This window comes from Pseudomonas sp. Pme6b (genome assembly GCF_058129925.1).
The window spans coordinates 4,204,098-4,226,317 of sequence record NZ_CM176704.1 but is presented as its reverse complement, the minus strand read 5'-3'; the positions used below and the strand labels follow the sequence as shown (position 1 = coordinate 4,226,317).

At 56.8% G+C, this 22,220-nt stretch carries 19 protein-coding genes, 4 tRNA genes, 2 pseudogenes and 1 riboswitch; of the genes and pseudogenes, 16 read left to right on the top strand and 9 right to left on the bottom strand.

All coding sequences use genetic code 11. From position 1 onward, the window contains the following. Positions 1-55: 55 nt before the first annotated feature. Positions 56-1,036: an IS5 family transposase gene (locus AC4ANE_RS19120; RefSeq protein WP_044424202.1), complete on the bottom strand. Its 981-nt coding sequence runs from the start codon at positions 1,034-1,036 to the stop codon at positions 56-58. Between the two features lie 60 nt (positions 1,037-1,096). Here AC4ANE_RS19120 and astD point away from each other — a divergent pair. The 4 genes and pseudogenes from astD to astE form a co-directional block, all read left to right on the top strand. Beyond that, positions 1,097-2,110 (top strand): annotated as a pseudogene (gene astD, locus AC4ANE_RS19115) (succinylglutamate-semialdehyde dehydrogenase); the annotation flags it as partial. Positions 2,111-2,158: 48 nt separating this feature from the next. Continuing rightward, on the top strand, positions 2,159-3,505 hold the full coding sequence (gene astB, locus AC4ANE_RS19110) for an N-succinylarginine dihydrolase (RefSeq protein WP_002554433.1): 1,347 nt from the start codon (positions 2,159-2,161) through the stop codon (positions 3,503-3,505). A gap of 61 nt (positions 3,506-3,566) precedes the next feature. Beyond that, positions 3,567-3,854, top strand: a complete 288-nt coding sequence (locus AC4ANE_RS19105; protein ID WP_002554432.1) for a hypothetical protein — start codon at positions 3,567-3,569, stop codon at positions 3,852-3,854. Positions 3,855-3,866: 12 nt separating this feature from the next. Next, entirely contained in the window at positions 3,867-4,874 is a 1,008-nt protein-coding gene (gene astE / locus AC4ANE_RS19100; RefSeq protein WP_002554431.1) for a succinylglutamate desuccinylase, read from the top strand. A 218-nt stretch (positions 4,875-5,092) separates the two neighbouring features. On the opposite strand, the gene AC4ANE_RS19095 is transcribed toward astE, so the two are convergent. Then, a complete protein-coding gene (locus AC4ANE_RS19095; RefSeq protein ID WP_002554430.1) occupies positions 5,093-5,605 on the bottom strand; it encodes a 6,7-dimethyl-8-ribityllumazine synthase in 513 nt (170 codons plus the stop codon). Positions 5,606-5,685: 80 nt separating this feature from the next. Between AC4ANE_RS19095 and AC4ANE_RS19090 the strand changes: the two genes are divergently transcribed. The 8 genes from AC4ANE_RS19090 to AC4ANE_RS19055 all read left to right on the top strand — a co-directional run bounded on the left by AC4ANE_RS19090 (position 5,686) and on the right by AC4ANE_RS19055 (position 13,244). Further along, positions 5,686-6,666, top strand: a complete 981-nt coding sequence (locus AC4ANE_RS19090; RefSeq protein ID WP_044424202.1) for an IS5 family transposase — start codon at positions 5,686-5,688, stop codon at positions 6,664-6,666. Positions 6,667-6,902: 236 nt separating this feature from the next. Next, positions 6,903-7,069, bottom strand: a riboswitch (FMN riboswitch). A 212-nt stretch (positions 7,070-7,281) separates the two neighbouring features. Then, a complete protein-coding gene (ltaE, locus tag AC4ANE_RS19085; protein WP_002554429.1) occupies positions 7,282-8,286 on the top strand; it encodes a low-specificity L-threonine aldolase in 1,005 nt (334 codons plus the stop codon). A 144-nt stretch (positions 8,287-8,430) separates the two neighbouring features. Continuing rightward, positions 8,431-11,055: an alanine--tRNA ligase gene (alaS, locus tag AC4ANE_RS19080; RefSeq protein WP_002554428.1), complete on the top strand. Its 2,625-nt coding sequence runs from the start codon at positions 8,431-8,433 to the stop codon at positions 11,053-11,055. A 93-nt stretch (positions 11,056-11,148) separates the two neighbouring features. Next, positions 11,149-12,381 carry an aspartate kinase gene (locus AC4ANE_RS19075; RefSeq protein WP_002554427.1) on the top strand — a complete coding sequence of 411 codons (1,233 nt, stop codon included), beginning with the start codon at positions 11,149-11,151 and terminating at the stop codon, positions 12,379-12,381. 171 nt (positions 12,382-12,552) lie between these two features. Next, positions 12,553-12,741 (top strand): carbon storage regulator CsrA, encoded by a 189-nt coding sequence (gene csrA / locus AC4ANE_RS19070; RefSeq protein ID WP_002554426.1) that lies wholly within the window; start codon positions 12,553-12,555, stop codon positions 12,739-12,741. Positions 12,742-12,803: 62 nt separating this feature from the next. Next, positions 12,804-12,894 (top strand) — tRNA-Ser (locus tag AC4ANE_RS19065). 109 nt (positions 12,895-13,003) lie between these two features. Then, positions 13,004-13,080 (top strand) — tRNA-Arg (locus AC4ANE_RS19060). 87 nt (positions 13,081-13,167) lie between these two features. Next, positions 13,168-13,244, top strand: a tRNA-Arg gene (locus AC4ANE_RS19055). A 43-nt stretch (positions 13,245-13,287) separates the two neighbouring features. Here AC4ANE_RS19055 and bamE read toward each other — a convergent pair. Continuing rightward, entirely contained in the window at positions 13,288-13,779 is a 492-nt protein-coding gene (gene bamE / locus AC4ANE_RS19050) for an outer membrane protein assembly factor BamE domain-containing protein (protein WP_002554425.1), read from the bottom strand. A 324-nt stretch (positions 13,780-14,103) separates the two neighbouring features. Between bamE and mgtE the strand changes: the two genes are divergently transcribed. Beyond that, positions 14,104-15,546: a magnesium transporter gene (mgtE, locus tag AC4ANE_RS19045; protein ID WP_002554424.1), complete on the top strand. Its 1,443-nt coding sequence runs from the start codon at positions 14,104-14,106 to the stop codon at positions 15,544-15,546. Positions 15,547-15,723: 177 nt separating this feature from the next. Here the strand turns inward: mgtE and AC4ANE_RS19040 are convergent, their stop codons facing one another. The 3 genes from AC4ANE_RS19040 to AC4ANE_RS19030 form a co-directional block, all read right to left on the bottom strand. Next, the gene (locus AC4ANE_RS19040) at positions 15,724-16,050 is read right to left on the bottom strand and encodes an Arc family DNA-binding protein (protein WP_002554423.1); all 327 of its coding nucleotides are present in this window, start codon (positions 16,048-16,050) and stop codon (positions 15,724-15,726) included. A 445-nt stretch (positions 16,051-16,495) separates the two neighbouring features. Beyond that, the gene (locus AC4ANE_RS19035; RefSeq protein WP_002554422.1) at positions 16,496-16,681 is read right to left on the bottom strand and encodes a PA3371 family protein; all 186 of its coding nucleotides are present in this window, start codon (positions 16,679-16,681) and stop codon (positions 16,496-16,498) included. 36 nt (positions 16,682-16,717) lie between these two features. Beyond that, a complete protein-coding gene (locus tag AC4ANE_RS19030; protein WP_002554421.1) occupies positions 16,718-16,957 on the bottom strand; it encodes a hypothetical protein in 240 nt (79 codons plus the stop codon). Positions 16,958-17,272: 315 nt separating this feature from the next. Here AC4ANE_RS19030 and AC4ANE_RS19025 point away from each other — a divergent pair. Then, a tRNA-Arg gene (locus AC4ANE_RS19025) sits at positions 17,273-17,349 on the top strand. A gap of 289 nt (positions 17,350-17,638) precedes the next feature. Here AC4ANE_RS19025 and AC4ANE_RS19020 read toward each other — a convergent pair. Both AC4ANE_RS19020 and AC4ANE_RS19015 read right to left on the bottom strand, forming a co-directional pair. Further along, positions 17,639-17,944 carry a hypothetical protein gene (locus AC4ANE_RS19020; protein WP_180273449.1) on the bottom strand — a complete coding sequence of 102 codons (306 nt, stop codon included), beginning with the start codon at positions 17,942-17,944 and terminating at the stop codon, positions 17,639-17,641. A 110-nt stretch (positions 17,945-18,054) separates the two neighbouring features. Then, entirely contained in the window at positions 18,055-19,314 is a 1,260-nt protein-coding gene (locus AC4ANE_RS19015; protein ID WP_054082596.1) for an IS256-like element ISPsy17 family transposase, read from the bottom strand. A 291-nt stretch (positions 19,315-19,605) separates the two neighbouring features. On the opposite strand from AC4ANE_RS19015, the gene AC4ANE_RS19010 reads away from it, so the two are divergent. Together AC4ANE_RS19010 and AC4ANE_RS19005 are read left to right on the top strand one after the other, a co-directional pair. Next, the gene (locus AC4ANE_RS19010) at positions 19,606-20,586 is read left to right on the top strand and encodes an IS5 family transposase (protein WP_044424202.1); all 981 of its coding nucleotides are present in this window, start codon (positions 19,606-19,608) and stop codon (positions 20,584-20,586) included. Positions 20,587-20,745: 159 nt separating this feature from the next. Continuing rightward, positions 20,746-20,994: pseudogene (locus AC4ANE_RS19005) on the top strand (transposase); the annotation flags it as partial. Between the two features lie 139 nt (positions 20,995-21,133). Here AC4ANE_RS19005 and AC4ANE_RS19000 read toward each other — a convergent pair. Then, the gene (locus AC4ANE_RS19000) at positions 21,134-22,150 is read right to left on the bottom strand and encodes an IS110 family RNA-guided transposase (RefSeq protein ID WP_002554419.1); all 1,017 of its coding nucleotides are present in this window, start codon (positions 22,148-22,150) and stop codon (positions 21,134-21,136) included. Positions 22,151-22,220 lie beyond the last annotated feature (70 nt).

Sequence of the window (22,220 nt, the reverse complement as noted above, 5' to 3'; positions counted from 1 at the left end):
TGAAAACGGTCTGATGCAGTGTGAGTCGAGCGCGTTTTTCGCTCGGTTTTCCGTGTTAAGCGCGCAACTCACCCAAACCCATTAGTCGCTTTCGAGCCATCCACAGGTTCGACAGGGCGAACAGCGTGGTCAGTTGGGCCGTGTTTTTCATCAGCCCACGAAAGCGTACTTTCACGTAACCAAACTGGCGCTTGATGACCCGAAACGGATGCTCGACCTTGGCGCGTGTCTGCGCTTTGCAGTACTCGATCTTGCGCTTGGCTTTGTACAACAGGCTGCGTTTGTTCAGCTTGGAATACGTGCTGCGCCGCGCCGCGATTTGCCAGATCACGTTACGATTTTCGTGCTCTTCACGCTTCTCGACACCGGTGTAGCCAGCGTCCGCATAGACCGCGTTTTCTTCCCCGTGGAGCAGTTCGGCGACTTGAGTGACATCGGCCACATTGGCCGCAGTGCCATGGACGTGATGAACCAGTCCAGACTCAACGTCAGCGCCGATGTGGGCCTTCATACCGAAGAAATACTGGTTACCCTTCTTTGTCTGATGCATCTCGGGATCACGCTCGCCGTCTTTGTTCTTGGTCGAGCTTGGGGCATGAATAATGGTGGCATCGACGATGGTGCCCTGGCGCAGCGACAGGCCTTTTTCCTGCAAATAACCGTTGATGACCGCGAGGATTGCAGGAGCCAGTTGATGTTTCTCCAGCAGGTGCCGGAAGTTCATGATCGTGGTGTCTTCCGGTATCGGCGCACTCAACGTCAGGCGTGCAAACTGGCGCATGGGGGTGATTTCGTAGAGCGCTTCTTCCATGGCCGGATCACTCAGGGAGAACCAGTTCTGCAGCAGGTGAATGCGCAGCATGGTTTCCAGCGGATAAGGTTTTCTGCCACCGCCGGCCTTGGGGTAGAACGGTTCGATCAGGCCCAGCAGACCTGTCCAGGGGACGACCTGATCCATCTCGGCGAGGAAGCGTTCGCGGCGTGTCTGCTTGCGCTTGCTGGCATATTCGAAATCGGAAAAGCTCATCTGGCTCATGGGAGGCTCGGATCAGGTGGTCAGGCGATTTTCGCATAACCGGGACTTGTTCGGAGATTCCCTAACGGGCACATCGTTCCGGCCTTGCTGGCGGGCAATACGGTAGTGTTCAAGCCCAGCGAACTGACGCCGAAAGTCGCCGAACTGACCATCAAGTGCTGGATCGAAGCCGGGTTGCCTGCCGGTGTTCTCAACCTGCTGCAAGGCGGGCGCGAAACCGGTATCGCACTGGCTGCCAACCCAGGCATCGACGGGCTGTTCTTCACCGGCTCAAGCCGCACCGGTGATGCGCTGCACCAACAGTTCGCCGGGCGTCCCGACAAAATTCTCGCGTTGGAAATGGGCGGTAACAATCCACTGATCGTTGATCAGGTTCAGGACATCGACGCAGCGGTTTACACCATCATTCAGTCGACGTTCATTTCTGCAGGCCAGCGCTGCACCTGCGCGCGTCGCCTGTTGGTGCCCGAGGGCGACTGGGGCGATGCCTTGCTGGCGCGGCTGGTTGCCGTCAGCGCGACTATCGAGGTGGGGGCGTTCGATCAGCAGCCGTCTCCGTTCATGGGCTCGGTCATTTCACTGGAGGCCGCACACGCCTTGCTCGACGCGCAGCGCAACCTGCTCGCCAACGGCGCAGTGACCTTGCTGGAAATGCGTCAGCCGCAGGCCGGAGCAGCGCTGCTGACGCCGGGCATTATCGATGTCAGCGCGGTCGCCGAGCGGCCTGACGAAGAGCTGTTCGGCCCGCTGTTGCAGGTTATCCGCTACGCCGGTTTCGACGCCGCCATCGCCGAAGCCAACGCCACTCGCTATGGCCTGGCGGCAGGCTTGCTCTCGGACTCCGAAGCACGCTATCAGCAGTTCTGGCTGCACAGCCGCGCCGGGATCGTCAACTGGAACAAACAGCTGACCGGCGCCGCCAGCAGCGCACCGTTCGGCGGGGTCGGCGCCTCGGGCAACCACCGCGCCAGCGCTTATTACGCAGCCGACTATTGCGCCTATCCGGTGGCTTCGCTGGAGGCGGGCAGCCTGACCCTGCCGACGACACTGACTCCCGGCATCAGGCTGAGCTGACAGGGTGCGCACGATTGCTTATAAAAACAGATCCACGGAGCCTTGCCGATGAAGTCCTGTGAAGTGAATTTTGACGGTCTGGTCGGGCCAACCCACAACTACGGCGGGTTGTCCTACGGTAATGTCGCCTCCCAGAGTAACAGCCAGCAATGCGCGAACCCGCGTGAAGCGGCGCTGCAAGGCCTGGCGAAAATGAAAGCGCTGATGGACCTGGGTTTTACCCAGGGCGTGCTGGCACCGCAGGAACGCCCTGATGTGGCCGGTTTGCGGCAGTTGGGTTTCACCGGCAGCGATGAACAGGTGATTGAAAAAGCTGCCCGTCAGGACATGCCGTTGCTGGTTGCCAGTTGCTCGGCATCGAGCATGTGGGTGGCCAACGCCGCGACGGTCAGCCCCAGTGCAGACACGGTAGATGGGCGCGTGCATTTCACGGCGGCCAACCTCAACTGCAAATACCATCGCAGCATCGAGCACCCGACCACCAGCCGCGTGCTGGGGGCGATGTTTGCCGATGCAAAGCACTTTGCCCATCATCCTGCGTTGCCACCAGTCGCGCAGTTCGGTGACGAAGGCGCGGCCAACCACACCCGTTTCTGTCAGGACTACGGCCAGCCCGGTGTGGAGTTTTTCGTTTTTGGCCGCAGTGCGTTCGATACCCGCTACCCGGCACCGCAAAAGTATCCGGCCCGCCAGACCCTGGAAGCGTCACGAGCTGTTGCGCGTTTGCATGGCTTGAGCGAGGGCGGCGTGGTTTATGCTCAGCAGAACCCGGCGGTCATTGATCAGGGTGTATTTCATAACGATGTGATCGCGGTCGGCAACGGTGAGGTGCTGTTCTATCACGAGGATGCATTCCTCAACACCGAGCTGATGCTCAATGAGCTGCGCGACAAACTCGGCCGTGTCGGTGGGCAGTTGCGGGCGATTTGTGTGCCGCGTGCCGAAGTCTCGGTGCAGGATGCGGTGCGCTCTTACCTGTTCAATAGCCAGTTGTTGTCACGCCCGGACGGCTCGATGCTGCTGATCGTGCCGCAGGAGTGTCAGGCCAATGCGAGCGTCTGGGCTTATCTGCAGCGATTGATTGCCGATGACGGCCCGGTTGCCCAGGTCAAAGTGTTCGACCTCAAGCAAAGCATGCAGAACGGCGGCGGCCCTGCATGCCTGCGACTGCGTGTGGCGCTCAAGGAAACCGAGCTGGCTGCGGTGAACCCTGGCGTGATCATGACCGCGCCGCTGTACGACACGCTGACGCAATGGGTCGACAGGCACTACCGTGATCGCATGAGTGAAAACGATCTGGCCGATCCCCGATTGCTGAGCGAATGCCGTACGGCATTGGATGAACTTACGCAAATCCTTAAACTGGGTGCCGTCTATCCGTTTCAACTGAATTGAAACACCCTGCGCGCCGGGCAAATGTCTGGCGCATGATTTCTTTATCTAGAGCATTCCGACTATGAGCGACGCCCTGCAACTGATCCTTGAAGACACCGATGGCGCCCAGCTGGAAACCTCTTGCACCCGCGTTGCCATTATCTGGCAGGGCAAGGAGCTGTGGATTCAGCAGGATGGCCGTGGCCAATTGCTGATCGGTGTTGATGTCGAAGAAGACGATGCCGAGTACGCCAACCTGCTGCTGCGCCCGTTGGCAACCAACCTGGTCAGCCTGCAACTGGAAATGGAGCCAGCCGACGCAGGTGCCGACGAAGACGGTCACGTTCACGGTCCTGACTGCAACCACTAAGGAAGTTGCCCTATGCTCGCCCTCGGCAAATTGCTTGAACTGACCCTGGCTGGACGTGAGCCAGCGGAAAAGACTCAACTGACCGTCGAAGGCGTGCGAATGCGATGGATGGGCGAGGGGGCTCTGGAGGTCCGCCCGCCGGAGGTCCGTGACAATGGCACGGACCTGCTGCTCTCTGCCGGTATTCATGGCAACGAGACTGCACCCATCGAGCTGCTGGATGAACTGATCCGCAGCATCGCGCGCGGCGACCTTAAACCGCGCGCACGTATTCTGTTCCTGTTTGGCAATCCCGACGCCATGCGGCGCGGTACCCGGTTTGTCGAGCAGGACGTCAATCGGCTGTTCAACGGTCGTCACGAGCAAAGTGGCGGTGCAGAAGCCCTGCGTGCCTGCGAGCTGGAGCACTTGGCCGCCAGCTTTTTCAGCCTGCCGGATCGCTACCGCCTGCATTACGACCTGCACACTGCCATTCGCGGTTCGAAGATCGAGCAGTTCGCGCTGTACCCGTGGAAAGAAGGTCGTCAGCACTCGCGTCTCGAACTGGCCCGGCTGCGTGCTGCGGGGATGAGTGCGGTGTTGCTGCAGAACAAACCGTCCATTGTGTTCAGTGCCTATACCTACGATCAGCTGGGTGCCGAGGCCTTTACTCTGGAACTGGGCAAGGCCCGGCCGTTCGGCCAGAACCAACAGGTCAACCTTGCGCCGCTGCGTCTGCGTCTGGAGCAGATCATCGAAGGCCGCGAGCCCGAGCTGGATGAAAATCTTGAGGGGTTGCAGCTGTTCAGCGTGGCACGCGAAGTCATCAAGCGCACCGATGCATTCACGTTCAACCTCGCCGATGCTGTAGAAAACTTCTCACCGCTGGAAAAGGGCTACGTGCTGGCCGAAGACGCGGGTGGTTCACGCTGGGTGGTAGAGGAGGATGGCGCGAGAATCATCTTCCCCAACCCGAAGGTCAAAAACGGCCTGCGGGCGGGGATTCTGATTGTGCCGACTGATGCGGGTAGCCTTGGCTGATCGCTGGGCACCCACAAGATCGGACGCAGAGCGTCCAGAACGGCATTCCCACGCTGGAGCGTGAGGAACGATAATCTCAACTATCGTGCGACGCTGCAGCGTGAGGAGCGATAATCTCGACTATCGTGCGACGCTCCGCGTCGGCATGCCGTTCTGGACGCTCTGCGTCCTCTTTGCGACCGTCCTGAAGAACGCCTCTCGTGCCGCTGCTACGCGTTTCAGCAGGCCGCTTTTTGCTGAGCGTCCAGGCGACGCAGGCTGCGTACCTTGTTCAAGGTGTCAGCGCAGGTCTTGGCCGCTTCTTCGCCTTTGTGCGAGAAGTGATCGAAGAAGAACTTCTGATGTTCTTCGCCCGCATGGAAGTGGTGCGGTGTCAGGACCACGGAAAACACCGGTACTTCGGTTTCCAGCTGGACCTGCATCAGCGCGCTGACCACTGACTGCGCAACGAATTCATGGCGATAGATGCCGCCGTCCACTACCAGTGCAGCGCCGACGATGCCAGCGTAGCGGCCGGTATTGGCCAGCAGTTTTGCATGCAGCGGAATTTCGAAGGCACCGCCCACTTCAAAGATGTCGATGTCACTTTCCGCATAGCCATGATTGGCCATCTCGGCGATAAAACCTTTACGGCTTTGATCGACGATATCCTTGTGCCAGCAGGCCTGGATGAAGGCGACGCGTTCGTTCGGGTGGTTTTTGCTTTTGCTGTCGATTGCAGTAGGTTGCACGTGTTCTGACTCCTGTTTAGGAATCTCCGAACAAGTCCCGGTTATGCGAAAATCGCCTGACCACCTGATCCGAGCCTCCCATGAGCCAGATGAGCTTTTCCGATTTCGAATATGCCAGCAAGCGCAAGCAGACACGCCGCGAACGCTTCCTCGCCGAGATGGATCAGGTCGTCCCCTGGACAGGTCTGCTGGGCCTGATCGAACCGTTCTACCCCAAGGCCGGCGGTGGCAGAAAACCTTATCCGCTGGAAACCATGCTGCGCATTCACCTGCTGCAGAACTGGTTCTCCCTGAGTGATCCGGCCATGGAAGAAGCGCTCTACGAAATCACCCCCATGCGCCAGTTTGCACGCCTGACGTTGAGTGCGCCGATACCGGAAGACACCACGATCATGAACTTCCGGCACCTGCTGGAGAAACATCAACTGGCTCCTGCAATCCTCGCGGTCATCAACGGTTATTTGCAGGAAAAAGGCCTGTCGCTGCGCCAGGGCACCATCGTCGATGCCACCATTATTCATGCCCCAAGCTCGACCAAGAACAAAGACGGCGAGCGTGATCCCGAGATGCATCAGACAAAGAAGGGTAACCAGTATTTCTTCGGTATGAAGGCCCACATCGGCGCTGACGTTGAGTCTGGACTGGTTCATCACGTCCATGGCACTGCGGCCAATGTGGCCGATGTCACTCAAGTCGCCGAACTGCTCCACGGGGAAGAAAACGCGGTCTATGCGGACGCTGGCTACACCGGTGTCGAGAAGCGTGAAGAGCACGAAAATCGTAACGTGATCTGGCAAATCGCGGCGCGGCGCAGCACGTATTCCAAGCTGAACAAACGCAGCCTGTTGTACAAAGCCAAGCGCAAGATCGAGTACTGCAAAGCGCAGACACGCGCCAAGGTCGAGCATCCGTTTCGGGTCATCAAGCGCCAGTTTGGTTACGTGAAAGTACGCTTTCGTGGGCTGATGAAAAACACGGCCCAACTGACCACGCTGTTCGCCCTGTCGAACCTGTGGATGGCTCGAAAGCGACTAATGGGTTTGGGTGAGTTGCGCGCTTAACACGGAAAACCGAGCGAAAAACGCGCTCGACTCACACTGCATCAGACCGTTTTCAGAAAAATAGCGCTATGTGCCTGGCAAATTACGGCTTGCCACCGCTGCGCGGCAAGTTGATCGGAGCATCCTTTATGGAAAAAACAGGGCGTTTGGATCGAAAGGGATTCAAGTCGCGTAGGAAAGCCTCCTGAACGATGTCGTTCATGATGAGGTTTTGCAGACGTTCTTGCAGACACCAATCCCGCTCTCTCTTCATCCGGACTATGACCGTCGGCCCCGGAATCACACCGGGTCTGCTGACCTTGCCGATCGCCAGCCAAAGCTGCGACCCCCAAGCGCTCGCGGGCTAGACGCATTGCGCGCCATTACCGCCGGTGGGGAATTGCACCCCGCCCTGAGAACGTTGCCGGCACTTTACGTGGCCGGCGCGGGATTTTTATCACAGTTCGCTGGATCATGCATGGACACTTTCGTACGGTGCACCTACCTTTTTCTTATAAGGGCACGGAGTATCGAGAGCGGCGGTGCTTGATTATCATGTACCGCGTCTTCAGTAATGCCTTGTTGCAAGCCAAAGGTTGCATGCATTATCGATCTTCAACTTCAGGGAGCTTTTTCGTGACTGTCATCGATCTGCGCAGCGACACAGTGACTCTGCCTACGGCCGGTATGCGCGATGCCATGGCACGTGCGCCCGTTGGCGATGACGTCTACGGTGAGGACCCAACCGTCAACCTGCTCGAAGCGACGCTCGACGAGCGCCTCGGGTTTGATGCTGCGCTGTTCGTGCCGTCAGGCACCATGAGCAATCTGCTGGCACTGATGGCGCACTGTGAGCGTGGCGATGAATACATCGTTGGTCAGCAGGCCCACACGTATAAGTACGAAGGCGGCGGTGCAGCGGTGCTGGGCTCTATTCAGCCACAGCCACTGGACGTGCAGGCCGATGGCTCGCTGGACTTGCAGCAGGTGCTCGACGCCATCAAACCCGATGACTTTCACTTCGCCCGCACACGCCTGCTGGCCCTGGAAAACACCATGCAGGGCAAGGTGCTACCGTTGGAATACCTGGCCGCCGCACGCACACTGACGCTGGAAAAAGGCCTCGCCCTTCATCTGGACGGCGCACGGCTGTACAACTCATCGGTCAGGCTGGGAGTCGATGTCCGCGAGATTACCCGGCACTTCGATTCGGTATCGGTGTGCCTTTCCAAGGGTCTGGGCGCACCGATCGGCTCGGTGCTGTGCGGATCGCAGCCGTTGATCGCCAGAGCGCGCCGCTTGCGCAAAATGCTCGGTGGCGGCATGCGTCAGGCCGGAGTGCTGGCTGCCGCAGGGCTCTACGCGCTGGATAATCAGGTCGAGCGGCTGGCGGATGACCATGCCAATGCTGCGTTTCTGGCCGAAGGCCTGAGCGGGCTCGGCTACGCTGTCGAGCCGGTGCAGACCAATATGGTCTACGTGCAGATTGGTGAGCGCGCTGCAGCACTCAAGGCGTTCTGCGCCGAGCGTGGCATCGTGCTCACAGCCGCGTCGCGACTGCGCATGGTGACCCATCTGAATGTGTCGCGTGCGCAGGTTGAACAGGTCATCGCTGCATTTGCAGCCTTTGAACACTCATGAGATGACGATAATCCAGTTAGTTGTTTCTATCGCACAAACACACTGTACCGAGGGCGCAACGCCTATATAATGCGGCCCTTTGCCGTCGCTACGTCATTTGACGTTTTGCACTTGCCTCTGGCCGCAGTCTCCGTGGAAGAACCTATGAAAAGCGCAGAAATCCGTGAAGCCTTCCTTGGCTTCTTCGAAGAGCAAGGCCACACCCGTGTTGCTTCAAGCTCCTTGATTCCGGGCAATGACCCAACCCTGCTGTTCACTAACGCAGGCATGAACCAGTTCAAGGATTGCTTCCTGGGCCAGGAAAAACGCGCCTACACCCGCGCCGTTACCAGTCAGAAATGCGTGCGTGCCGGTGGCAAGCACAATGACCTGGAAAACGTCGGCTATACCGCTCGTCACCACACTTTTTTCGAAATGCTGGGCAACTTCAGCTTCGGTGACTATTTCAAGCGTGATGCCATCACCTACGCCTGGACTTTCCTGACCTCCGAGAAATGGCTGAACCTGCCCAAGGAAAAGCTTTGGGTCACGGTCTACGCGACCGACGACGAAGCCTACGACATCTGGACCAAAGAGATCGGCGTGCCTGCCGAGCGCATGGTTCGTATCGGCGACAACAAAGGCGCGCCTTACGCCTCCGATAACTTCTGGACGATGGGCGATACCGGGCCATGCGGTCCTTGCAGCGAGATTTTCTTCGATCACGGCCCGGAAATCTGGGGTGGCCCGCCAGGCTCGCCGGAAGAAGACGGTGACCGTTACATCGAAATCTGGAACAACGTATTCATGCAGTTCAACCGTACGGCTGATGGCGTGTTGCACCCACTGCCGGCGCCCTCGGTCGATACCGGTATGGGCCTGGAGCGTGTCAGTGCCGTTCTGCAACACGTACATTCCAACTATGAAATCGACCTGTTCCAGAGCCTGCTGGCTGCGTCGGCCAAGGCCATTGGTTGCAGCAATGACAACCAGGCTTCGCTGAAGGTCGTGGCGGACCACATCCGTTCTTGCGGTTTCCTGATCGCAGACGGCGTGCTGCCTTCCAACGAAGGTCGTGGCTATGTCCTGCGCCGCATCATTCGTCGCGCCTGCCGTCACGGCAACAAGCTGGGTGCCAAGGGCAGCTTCTTCTACCAGATCGTTGCGGCGCTGGTGGCCGAAATGGGCTCTGCGTTCCCTGAGCTGGTGCAACAGCAGTCGCATATCGAGCGCGTGCTGAAAGGTGAAGAGGAACAGTTCGCCAAGACCCTTGAACAGGGTCTGAAAATTCTTGAACAGGATCTGGCTGACCTCAAAGGCACCGTGGTGCCGGGTGAAGTCGTGTTCAAGCTGTACGACACCTACGGTTTCCCGATGGACCTGACGGGTGACATCGCCCGCGAGCGCAATCTGACCCTGGACGAAGCCGGCTTCGAGCGTGAAATGGACGCCCAGCGCGTGCGCGCCCGTTCGGCCAGCTCGTTTGGCATGGACTACAACAGCCTGGTCAAGGTCGACGTCGCCACGCAGTTCACCGGTTACTCTGCAACGACTGGCAGCGCCAGCGTTGTGTCGCTGTATAAAGAAGGTCAGTCGGTCACTCACCTGAATGAAGGCGAAGAGGGCGTGGTGATTCTCGACACCACCCCGTTCTATGCCGAATCAGGCGGTCAGATCGGCGACAGTGGTTTCCTGCATGCCGGTGATGTGCGTTTTGATGTCAGTGACACCACCAAGACTGGCGGTGCGTTCCTGCACCACGGTGTTGTGGCGTCCGGCAGCCTGAGCGTTGGCGCACAGGTTGAAACACAGGTGGCCGATGAAGTTCGCGATGCAACCAAATTGAATCATTCGGCCACTCACTTGCTGCACGCCGCATTGCGTCAGGTGCTGGGTGAGCATGTTCAACAGAAAGGCTCGCTGGTCGACAGTCAGCGTCTGCGCTTTGACTTCAGCCATTTCGAGGCGATCAAGCCCGATCAACTGCGTGCGCTGGAAGATATAGTCAACGCCGAGATTCGCAAGAACACCGAGGTAATGACCGAAGAAACCGATATCGACACGGCGAAGAAGAAGGGCGCCATGGCGCTGTTCGGCGAAAAGTACGGCGACAGTGTTCGCGTACTGAGCATGGGCGGCGAGTTTTCCGTCGAGCTGTGTGGTGGCATTCACGCCAGCCGCACCGGTGACATCGCGCTGTTCAAGATCGTCAGTGAAGGCGGTGTCGCTGCAGGTGTGCGGCGTATCGAGGCGGTTACCGGTGCTGCTGCGCTGGCCTGGCTGAATGCGGCCGAAGATCAACTCAAGGAAGCTGCGACGCTGGTCAAAGGCAATCGCGACAACCTGCTGGACAAGCTGACGGCTGTGCTTGAGCGCAACCGTCTGCTGGAAAAACAACTGGAACAACTGCAAGCCAAGGCAGCCAGTGCCGCCGGCGACGACATGTCGTCTGCCGCGCTGGATGTCAAAGGGGTCAAGGTTCTGGCTACGCGCCTGGATGGCCAGGACGGCAAGGCGCTGCTGGCGCTTGTCGACCAGTTGAAGAACAAGCTCGGCCGCGCAGTGATCCTGCTCGGCAGTGTTCATGAGGACAAGGTTGTCTTGGTCGCAGGCGTGACCAAGGACCTGACTGGCCAACTCAAAGCCGGTGATTTGATGAAGCAGGCGGCTGCCGCTGTCGGTGGTAAAGGCGGTGGGCGTCCTGATATGGCTCAAGGCGGTGGTGTCGATGCAGGTGCGTTGGATTCAGCGCTGGCACTGGCCGTTCCTTTTGTAGAGCAGGGTATCTGAGTCGAGTCTGCAGGCCTGTCGATTGCCGGCAGGCCTTGCAAGGATTTGAATGGGTTAATAGGTGCTCTTAACGGGTTCTGAGGCGGCTTTGAGATGGCTTTAATCGTACAGAAATTTGGCGGCACCTCGGTGGGCTCTGTAGAGCGCATCGAGCAGGTGGCCGACAAGGTCAAGAAATTCCGTGAGGCTGGAGACGACCTTGTGGTCGTGCTGTCGGCCATGAGCGGCGAAACCAACCGTTTGATCGAGCTGGCCAGGCAGATCAGTGATCAGCCGGTTCCCCGTGAGCTGGACGTGATCGTTTCCACTGGCGAGCAGGTCACCATCGCGCTGCTGGCGATGGCGCTGATGAAACGTGGCGTGCCTGCGGTGTCCTACACCGGCAATCAGGTCCGTATCCTTACCGACAGCGCGCACAACAAGGCGCGCATCCTGCAGATCGACGACCAGAAGATCCGCTCCGACCTGAAAGCCGGTCGTGTGGTGGTGGTCGCCGGCTTCCAGGGCGTCGATGAGCACGGCAACATCACCACCCTCGGCCGTGGTGGCTCGGACACTACCGGTGTTGCGCTGGCCGCAGCGCTGAAAGCTGACGAGTGCCAGATCTACACTGACGTCGATGGTGTGTACACCACCGACCCGCGTGTCGTGTCGCAGGCTCAGCGCCTCGACAAGATCACCTTCGAAGAGATGCTGGAAATGGCCAGCCTCGGGTCCAAGGTGCTGCAGATCCGAGCGGTCGAGTTCGCCGGCAAATACAACGTCCCGCTGCGCGTTTTGCACAGCTTCAAAGAGGGGCCGGGCACCCTCATTACAATCGATGAAGAGGAATCCATGGAACAGCCGATCATTTCCGGCATCGCCTTCAACCGCGATGAAGCCAAGCTGACCATCCGTGGTGTGCCAGACACCCCCGGCGTAGCGTTCAAGATTCTCGGCCCGATCAGCGCGGCCAATATCGAAGTCGACATGATCGTGCAGAATGTTTCGCACGATAACACCACCGATTTCACCTTCACGATCCATCGCAACGACTATCAGGCGGCCTTGCAGGTGCTTGAGTCCACCGCGCGTGAGATCAGCGCTCGTGAAGTGTCCGGCGATACCAAGATCGCCAAGGTGTCCATTGTCGGTGTCGGCATGCGCTCGCATGCAGGCGTTGCCAGCCGTATGTTTGAAGCATTGGCCAAGGAAAGTATCAATATACAGATGATCTCCACGTCGGAAATCAAGGTTTCCGTGGTCATCGAAGAGAAGTATCTGGAGTTGGCTGTGCGCGCGTTGCACACGGCTTTTGAGCTGGATGCTCCGCGGCAGGGTGAGTGATCCTGTCGTCGAAGGACGCGGTCCGACCGCGTCTTTCGGGTGCTGCGCAGAAAGGCTGTGGTTTTCTTTGCGTTAGTCGATACACAGGTAAGGGTTGTGGCCTTGTGCTACAGGTCGATGCCTACTGGTTTGCAGACTGTTGTCCCTGAATAAAGGCGTAAGGAGAAAAGTATGCTGATTCTGACTCGTCGGTGCGCGGAAAGCCTGATCATTGGTGACGGTGAGATTACCGTGACCGTGCTCGGAGTGAAGGGTAATCAGGTGCGTATTGGTGTCAATGCGCCCAAGGAAGTCGCTGTCCACCGTGAAGAGATTTACCTTCGCATCAAGAAAGAGAAGGACGAAGAACCAAGCCATTAATTTTTATTGAATTTTTGGTTTGCAAACGGGGAAAAGGGTGGTTATTATACGCCCCGTGTTGCGGAGAGCTGGCCGAGTGGCCGAAGGCGCTCCCCTGCTAAGGGAGTACACCTCAAAAGGGTGTCGGGGGTTCGAATCCCCCGTTCTCCGCCATTATTTATGTAGTGCGTAAGATTGGGTTTGATCGGTAAGTTGTTGAATTTACTAGAAAAAGTGCTTGACTAAACAATATTACGACCTATAATGCGCGGCACCAACACATGCACTCGTAGCTCAGCTGGATAGAGTACTCGGCTACGAACCGAGCGGTCACAGGTTCGAATCCTGTCGAGTGCACCATTTAAAGTTGTTTGAAGTGTTGTAAGCAATTACAAGGTTTCCGATAACTGGCTTCAACCAGAGGTGATCTGGTCTAAAAACACCAATGCACTCGTAGCTCAGCTGGATAGAGTACTCGGCTACGAACCGAGCGGTCACAGGTTCGAATCCTGTCGAGTGCACCATACAACGAAAAGCCCACATCGAAAGATGTGGGCTTTTTGCTTTCTAGCGTTTTCCTTTAACGCATCCGTTCCCGTCGAATGTCACATTGTTGCTGCGGCCCTTTTTCTGGTTGTACACGTAATGCAATTCGCCATTACGGTTGGTGATTTTGTCCGGACGCCCCAGCAGGCTCTCGACATCACGCATAGTCATGCCGGGAGGTGTGCGCTGGTTGATGATAGCTGCCCGACGCTGTTCGGCGCTAAGGCGGTTGCCGCAACCATCATCGCGCGTGCCGACCACTACCAGTTCCTGGCTCGCGGGCTTCCTGCGTGTTGGCGCTGAAAGGTTTGCGGGCGGGAGTAACCCGATGTTGGTTCCCGGTGGCGCATTGAAGGCCCTTTGCATGCTGGTGCTGTGGCCTTCAGGGCAGCCGAGAGTGGTGAACATGATTTTTCCGGAAGCGTCTTCGCAGCGATGAACAGTGCTGGCGGTCGCGGGTGCAGGAGCGCAGAGTAGAGCGCTCCACAGGGATAGATGAACGGCTGTGCGCATGCTCAAGTCCTCCATGACAGGGTGTCGTGCAAGCCTAGCCGCAGCCTCTGGAGGCGGCGAGCAGGTTTTCTTGGCTGAATGTGACGTTGAGGCCGGGCCAGCTCACAGAGTTTTACAGGTTTGTGCTGCAAACGGTTGTTATAGGCCGAATTTCTCGCATGCGCTTCTCTAAAAGCGGTGTATCATTGCGCCCGTCAGCTCCGCCGGGGCTTGTGGAACACCTCCATGGACTTACCCAGTCGTTACTCAATAATGTTTTTCAACAATCATGAATTAACTGATTGATCTCCCGGCGTGCTCCGCTGCTGGGAGTGGAGTTCGCCTATGACCGAAAGAGAAGTAAAAAAAACGCAGGAAAGCTTGCAGGATCGCCTGGCTCAGGTTGTCGATCTGCTGCAGCGCCAGCGTATTGTTGAAGACCTGACCCATCGTCAGGAAGGTCAGCATCAGGACCGTGTAGAAAACCTGGTTCACCGGCAGAACCTCGTCGAGTTGCAACGCAAGCTCGAAGACCTTCACTCTGCCGACGTCGCTTATATCCTCGAAGCCCTGCCTCTGGAAGATCGTCTGACCGTATGGCAGCTGGTCAAGGCTGAGCGTGACGGCGACATTCTTCTTGAAGTATCCGATTCCGTTCGTGAAACCCTGATCGCTGACATGGATGATCACGAGTTGCTCGCGGCGGCACGGGACATGGACGCCGACGAACTGGCTGACCTTGCTCCCGAGTTGCCCCGTGATGTCGTTCACGAGCTTATGGAGGCACTGGATTCACAACAGCGTGAGCGCGTCCGTTCGGCTTTGTCCTATGACGAGGATCAGGTCGGTGCGCTGATGGACTTCGAGATGGTGACGATCCGTGAGGATGTCAGCCTTGAAGTGGTGCTGCGCTACCTGCGCAGGTTGAAAGAGCTGCCGGGCCACACCGACAAACTGTTTGTGGTCGACTCCGAAGGCGTGCTCAAGGGTGTGCTGCCGATCAAGCGCCTGCTGGTCAATGATCCGGAGAAGCAGGTTGGCGAAGTCATGGCCAACGATCCGGTCAGCTTTCACCCGGAAGACGATGCCTACGATGCGGCACAGGCCTTCGAGCGTTACGACCTTATCTCTACGCCGGTGGTGGACAAGAACGGCAAGCTGATCGGCCGTCTGACCATCGATGAAATGGTCGACCTGATTCGTGAAGAGAGCGAAAGCGAAGTTCTCAACATGGCGGGTCTGCGCGAAGAAGAAGATATTTTCGCTTCGGTATGGCGTTCCCTGCGCAACCGTTGGGCCTGGCTGGCAGTCAATCTGGTGACGGCCTTCCTGGCTTCGCGCGTGATCGGCCTGTTCGAAGGCTCCATCGAGAAGCTGGTGGCGCTCGCTGCGCTGATGCCTATCGTGGCCGGGATTGGTGGCAACTCCGGTAATCAGACCATCACCATGATCGTTCGCGCGATGGCGCTGGATCAGGTCAATACCGGTAATACCGCCCGCTTGCTGCGCAAGGAACTGGCTGTCGGCTTGATCAACGGTTTGCTCTGGGGCGGGGTGATCGGCGTGGTTGCCTACATGCTGTATGGCAGTTGGTCGCTAGGCGTGGTCATGACCGCAGCCATGACGCTCAATCTGCTGCTGGCGGCGCTGATGGGCGTTTCCATCCCTATGGCGCTGGCGCGCCTGGGGCGAGACCCTGCCATGGGAGCAAGCGTCATGATTACGGCGATGACCGACAGCGGCGGTTTCTTCATCTTCCTGGGGTTGGCGACGATCTTTCTGCTCTAAGCTTTCTGTTTCAAGATAGGCTCTTAAAATAAAAAAACCGCCATGATCAGGCGGTTTTTTATGCCCTGACGAAGTCTTCGGCTTGCCATGTACTGCCGCTAGGCCTACGACTACTAACGAAAAAGGCTACAACGAAAAAGGCCAGCTTTCGCTGGCCTTTGTCTGTTACACCAAGTCTCAGGACTCTTCGGAAGCGAGTTCCGTGTCATGAGCAATCAGCGAAACAAGTGCATTCTGTTGACGATGTGAAAGCTGACGAAAACGTTGCAGCAGCTCGCGTTCGTGCAAGGACAGCTCAGGACTGTCAAGACGCAGGCTTGGTTCATCACCAAGTGCGCCTTCCTGAATCAGGCTTTGTTCGAGACGAGCAATGATTTCCGAGTTCATGCTGCGGTGATGATTCTTGGCTACCTCTTGCACGCGATTACGCATGCCGTCTGGTAGGCGAACGACGAACTTGTCAGCCGTGCGGCTGGAATAAGTAGCCTGTTTCATAGGGCTCATATATTTAACCGGTTAGTTCAGGGGAAGCGGTTCTAGCAAGTGGCCGCAAGATTGTCATCGTGAGACAGTCATTTTGGCCAAATGTTCAACCGGGGTTCCAAGGGGCCGACATCATGCCGTAATACGTCGAATCCTTGGCGTCAATTCTGTGACAAATATTGACTCAGGTGGCGGCTTTTGGCCAGCACCAATTATCAGAAATGCGAGCAAATTTGCAAAGTCCTCGCATTTGCCCCTGAATAACCGGGCACGTCACTGAGCTTCTTTTTGCCATCATGGCCATCTGACTCTGAGAGTAGGTCGGAATTCAGCGCAAACGAAGCTACCCGACCAAGGGTTGCGAGGGCGGGGCGAAAGCAGGATTTGGAGGATATGAGCGCAGTGCTCGGCGCGATGAGCGGGTCGAGCGAGAGGGTTGTGAGCTTTTGGTGCTATGCCTTTTAGATTAGCGAAGCACCGGGTCGAATTTGATACGACGGCCGAGAAAAAGCGCTACTACGAAAAGACTGGCGAACACGCCTGCAGCGATGTTGGCAGCGATGCTCAGGGTGTGCGCTTGGACAGGAAGCAACAGGTCAACGATCACAGCCATAATCGCCAGGACCAGAAATGACAACGCGGATTTTGACATGGCTACTCTCTCTATAAATGGCTGGTTCAAGCGTTCTCAGAAAATCCAGCGCTGCTCGGCGCGTGGCATCTGGAGTGAATCATCATCGTCATTGGCCAATACCGCTGCGCTAGCAATGCGGTCAGTCATGATAGCCAACTGAGGCGCATGGCTGATCTGGTGATGAACAGGAGCAGGTGCGGTGACCTGCGTGTCACTGGCGCCGGAGTCATGAAAATGAAATGCCACCAGAGCCACCAGAGCTGCCGCATTCAACACTGAGAGAGTCTTGTTCATTTTCCAGTACCTGTGCCCGACCGTTTGGGAGGAGATGTGTTCACTGATACTGATAATGCAGTCTGCATGCCAATCAGAAAATGATAAAAATTCCTTTTAAATCAATGACATATTAATTGAAAAAAGTCGGGTGCAGTGCGTTTTGCAATGATGGCTTTTTGGGGGATTGCAAATTGCATGATCGGTTTATTCAGCCGCGTTTCGGGGCGACATCGGCTACAGCTTTGAAGGGCAATGACGACATGACAAAAGCGGCACATGCCGCTAAGATGCACGCCGTCCTCGCTGGCACCGATCGGTGTGCTGGCACGCAGTGTCTCAGTAGCTCAATTGGATAGAGCATCCCCCTCCTAAGGGGAAGGTTGGCAGTTCGAACCTGCCCTGGGACACCATAATTATCAAGTGGTTAGCGAGACTTGGTGTTAGCTTTTTCGATTATCCTTGTCGCTAGTCCCCACTTTGGTCCCCACTTCTCTGCACGTTCATTATCGAGAGATCCACCAAGGAACCATGGTTGTTTTGGTCGATTTCCGAAACTGGTGCTAGCTCGTTCTCACTTTCTTTGAATTCCATTCCAATTGAAAAGTCATTTGCGCTGCAGTTGATCTCGATACGTCGGAATTGGTCGGCACGTTTGAGCCGCCCATGTAGGGGCGGCTGACAGAGATAAACCCTTACAGGTCATGTGTGCTTGTGCCCAAATCCCCGAGGCTGAAGAAACATGTTTTCTAGGTCATTTGGGCCAACATCGGAAGCGTCCTTCACCTGCAACGATCTCTTAAGCAGATAGATTCCGTCGATGAATTGCGGTGGTTGCCCAGGCACCATTACAACTGGCATTAAGAGATAAGCACCAGCCTTCTTGTAGTCGTCCAAAAACCTTGTGAGGTTGACGTCATCAGCAGGTTCCATGGTCAGGGAGCGCGACGCCAGCATCGCAACTTGTAGATCCCCTTGATCCCTCGGGATCTTTGAGGTGATGACCATTCCGTAATGCGTCGGATGCTCGATGGAAAACCGGCGAACAATGCCTACGGGGAGTATCAGTTTTTTTGTGTTCGGGCTGGTTAGGGCCTGCCGTCAGGCAGGCCCTTGTTTTACCAGCTCGGTCTGGTAAATCGGTCTCCGTACAGGATCGCAAATTGATTCATTGCCACTTTCCAGTCGTGTGCCGCATGACCCCAGTTGGCGGTGATGTTGCGCAACCCAAGCCATATCAGTTTCGTCGCGGCCTCATCGGTCGGGAAGTGCCCTCGAGTCTTGATGATCTTGCGTAACTGGGCATTGATGCTCTCGATGGCATTGGTCGTGTAAACCACTTTGCGGATGCCCGCCGGGAAAACAAAAAACGGTATAACCCGATCCCAGGCGCGACGCCATGCAGCAACCACAGTCGGATACTGCTTGCCCCAGGGGCCCGCTTCAAAGGCGTTAAGCTCTTGCTCAGCCACATCTGCATTGATCGCCTGGTAGATCGGCTTGAGTGCTTTGGCCAGTGCCCGACGTTTATCCCAAGCGGCATAGTCCAAGCTGTTGCGGATCAGATGCACGATGCAGGTTTGCAGCGTCGTGGCAGGAAAAACCGCCCCCAACGCCTCCGGTATTCCTTTGAGGCCATCCGTGACGGCGATCAGAACATCTTCAACGCCACGAGTCTTGAGGTCGTTGAACACCTTCATCCAAAACTTGGCACCCTCGGTGCTCTCGATCCATATACCCAGAATGTCGCGCGTGCCATCAGGTAATACCCCCAGCGCCAGATAAATAGCCTTGTTGCACACTAACCCCTCGTCCCGGATTTTGACCCGTAACGCATCGAAGAAGATCACCGGATACATCGGTTCCAAGGGTCGTTGCTGCCAAGTGCCCACCTCTTCCATGACCGCATCGGTGACTGAGCTGATGAAGTCATGGGACACGTTAGTTCCATACTGCTCAGATAGAAAAGCGCGGATCTCACGCACCGTCATGCCCCGGGCGTACATGGCAATTATCTTGTCGTCGAAGCCTGTAAAACGTCGTTCGTGCTTGGGAATCAGGATCGGGGCGAAGCTACCATCGCGGTCTCTGGGGATATCCAGGCGAAGCGGCCCGTCGTCGGTCAGAACCGTCTTGCTGCTTTTGCCATTACGCTGATTGGTCGACTCCTCAGGGCGCTCCGCGCCCTGAGGGTAACCAAGGTGGTGACCCAGCTCGGCGCCTAGCGCACGCTCGATCAGAGCCTTCTTGAACGCCATGGACGCGTCTTGAATGGCTTCGGCGCTCATCGGGCCTTTAACAAACTGCTCGATCAGCTCTTGGGGAATCGAGGGCAACTCCCTCGCTGTTGCATTGGCGGACTTCTTTTTGGTCGGCATACATGCACCTCTAGCTACATGTTATGCCCGAACACAAAATTTCTGACAGTCTCTGCCTACGTGGATTTCCTCCTCCTTGTCTACTGTCCCGAATCGCTCTCGCCACCGCTCAAATATTTTTACGGCCGCATCCCTATCCTTAAACATTATCGCAATGAAGGGCGGCGCCATGGGATTAACCACTCCATAAGCTATGTGTAGTGGTCTAATGAAACCGGACACCCATTTAGGGAATCTCCGAACAAGTCCCGGTTATGCGAAAATCGCCTGACCACCTGATCCGAGCCTCCCATGAGCCAGATGAGCTTTTCCGATTTCGAATATGCCAGCAAGCGCAAGCAGACACGCCGCGAACGCTTCCTCGCCGAGATGGATCAGGTCGTCCCCTGGACAGGTCTGCTGGGCCTGATCGAACCGTTCTACCCCAAGGCCGGCGGTGGCAGAAAACCTTATCCGCTGGAAACCATGCTGCGCATTCACCTGCTGCAGAACTGGTTCTCCCTGAGTGATCCGGCCATGGAAGAAGCGCTCTACGAAATCACCCCCATGCGCCAGTTTGCACGCCTGACGTTGAGTGCGCCGATACCGGAAGACACCACGATCATGAACTTCCGGCACCTGCTGGAGAAACATCAACTGGCTCCTGCAATCCTCGCGGTCATCAACGGTTATTTGCAGGAAAAAGGCCTGTCGCTGCGCCAGGGCACCATCGTCGATGCCACCATTATTCATGCCCCAAGCTCGACCAAGAACAAAGACGGCGAGCGTGATCCCGAGATGCATCAGACAAAGAAGGGTAACCAGTATTTCTTCGGTATGAAGGCCCACATCGGCGCTGACGTTGAGTCTGGACTGGTTCATCACGTCCATGGCACTGCGGCCAATGTGGCCGATGTCACTCAAGTCGCCGAACTGCTCCACGGGGAAGAAAACGCGGTCTATGCGGACGCTGGCTACACCGGTGTCGAGAAGCGTGAAGAGCACGAAAATCGTAACGTGATCTGGCAAATCGCGGCGCGGCGCAGCACGTATTCCAAGCTGAACAAACGCAGCCTGTTGTACAAAGCCAAGCGCAAGATCGAGTACTGCAAAGCGCAGACACGCGCCAAGGTCGAGCATCCGTTTCGGGTCATCAAGCGCCAGTTTGGTTACGTGAAAGTACGCTTTCGTGGGCTGATGAAAAACACGGCCCAACTGACCACGCTGTTCGCCCTGTCGAACCTGTGGATGGCTCGAAAGCGACTAATGGGTTTGGGTGAGTTGCGCGCTTAACACGGAAAACCGAGCGAAAAACGCGCTCGACTCACACTGCATCAGACCGTTTTCAGAAAAATAGCGCTATGTGCCTGGCAAATTACGGCTTGCCACCGCTGCGCGGCAAGTTGATCGGAGCATCCTTAGGCGAGAATGCTCGCCAGACAGAGGTGTCTGATGACCAAACAACGCCGTACCTTTTCCGCTGAATTCAAACGTGAGGCCGTAGGCCTCGTGCTCGATCAAGACTATAGCCACATTGAGGCCTCTCGCTCGCTTGGTGTCGGAGAGTCTGCTTTGCGCCGATGGGTCGACCAGGTGCAGCAAGAACGCACGGGCGTCACCCCGCAGAGCAAGGCGCTGACCCCGGAGCAGCAGAAAATCCAAGAGCTGGAAGCCCGAATTGCTCGCCTTGAGCGGGAAAAAGGCTAACGGCTTCTTGCTGAGCCAATTTTTAAAACAGGTTCTTCGTCAGGCTGATAGGCCGTTTACGTCATCCACTATTCAGCTATCGCAAAACCTGAAAGGTAAATCGTGGTACAGCAACAACTGCCGAATCAGGCGCTCAGGCGCCTGGCCCTGCTTCGTACTGCGTATGGTGCGCGGCTATCGCCCAAGCGATTCGCGCCAGCTTGTTAGCCAAGGCACAGGCCACAACATTGGAGTGGCGTCGACTCAGCAATGAACGAACCCAGTCGGCCAAGGCTCCTTTCTGGTGATCGAGTCTCTGCATGTAGACCCTGGAACATTGCACGAGCAACTGTCGAAGGTGCTTGTCGCCGCGTTTACTGATCCCCAGTAAGTTGGCCTTGCCGCCGGTGCTGTATTGCTTGGGTACCAATCCCACTGATGCGGCAAAGTCCTGGCTGCATCGATACTGCTCACCATCGCCCATCTCCACAGCTAGCAGGCTGGCGGTGATCGGGCCTACACATGGAATGCTCAGCAAACGGCTACCCAGATCATCATCGGCCACTTGGCATGCCAGCTCTTTATCCATTGCCTTGATTTGCTCATCCAGATAGATGAGGTGATTGTGCAAACGCTGCAGCAGCACCGTCAGACGAACGGGAAGTTCATGCTCAGCCAAAACAACCGCCAGACGCTTCATGATGGCCAAACCTCTGGGCAGGCTGACGCCAAATTCCAATAGAAAACCGTGCATCTGATTAGCGGTTCTGGTGCGATCACGCACCAACGATTCGCGCATCCGATGGAGTACAGAAAGGGTTTGCTGGGATTCAGTCTTGGGCGTAACGAAACGCATCGAAGGACGAGAAGCGGCTTCGCAAATCGCCTCAGCGTCGACAAAGTCGTTTTTGTTGCCCTTGACGAAGGGCTTGACGAACTGCGGGGAAATCAGCTTGGGCGTGTGTCCAATTGCCGCCAACTGACGAGCAACACAGTGCGACCCCGCACAGGCCTCCATTGCCACGACACAGCTCTGCGAGCTGGCAAAAAATTGCATCATGTGCGCCCGTGAACATTTTTTGCGAAACACCTCCCGGCCTGACTTATCCTGGCCGTGCAGATGGAACGTATGTTTACCGAGATCAATACCTATCAGCGCTGACTCGCTCATGATGATGCCCTCCGAAAATAAAGCACCCTGCTAAAGCTTAGCCCTCGCAGGGTGTGGGGGTGACCATCTC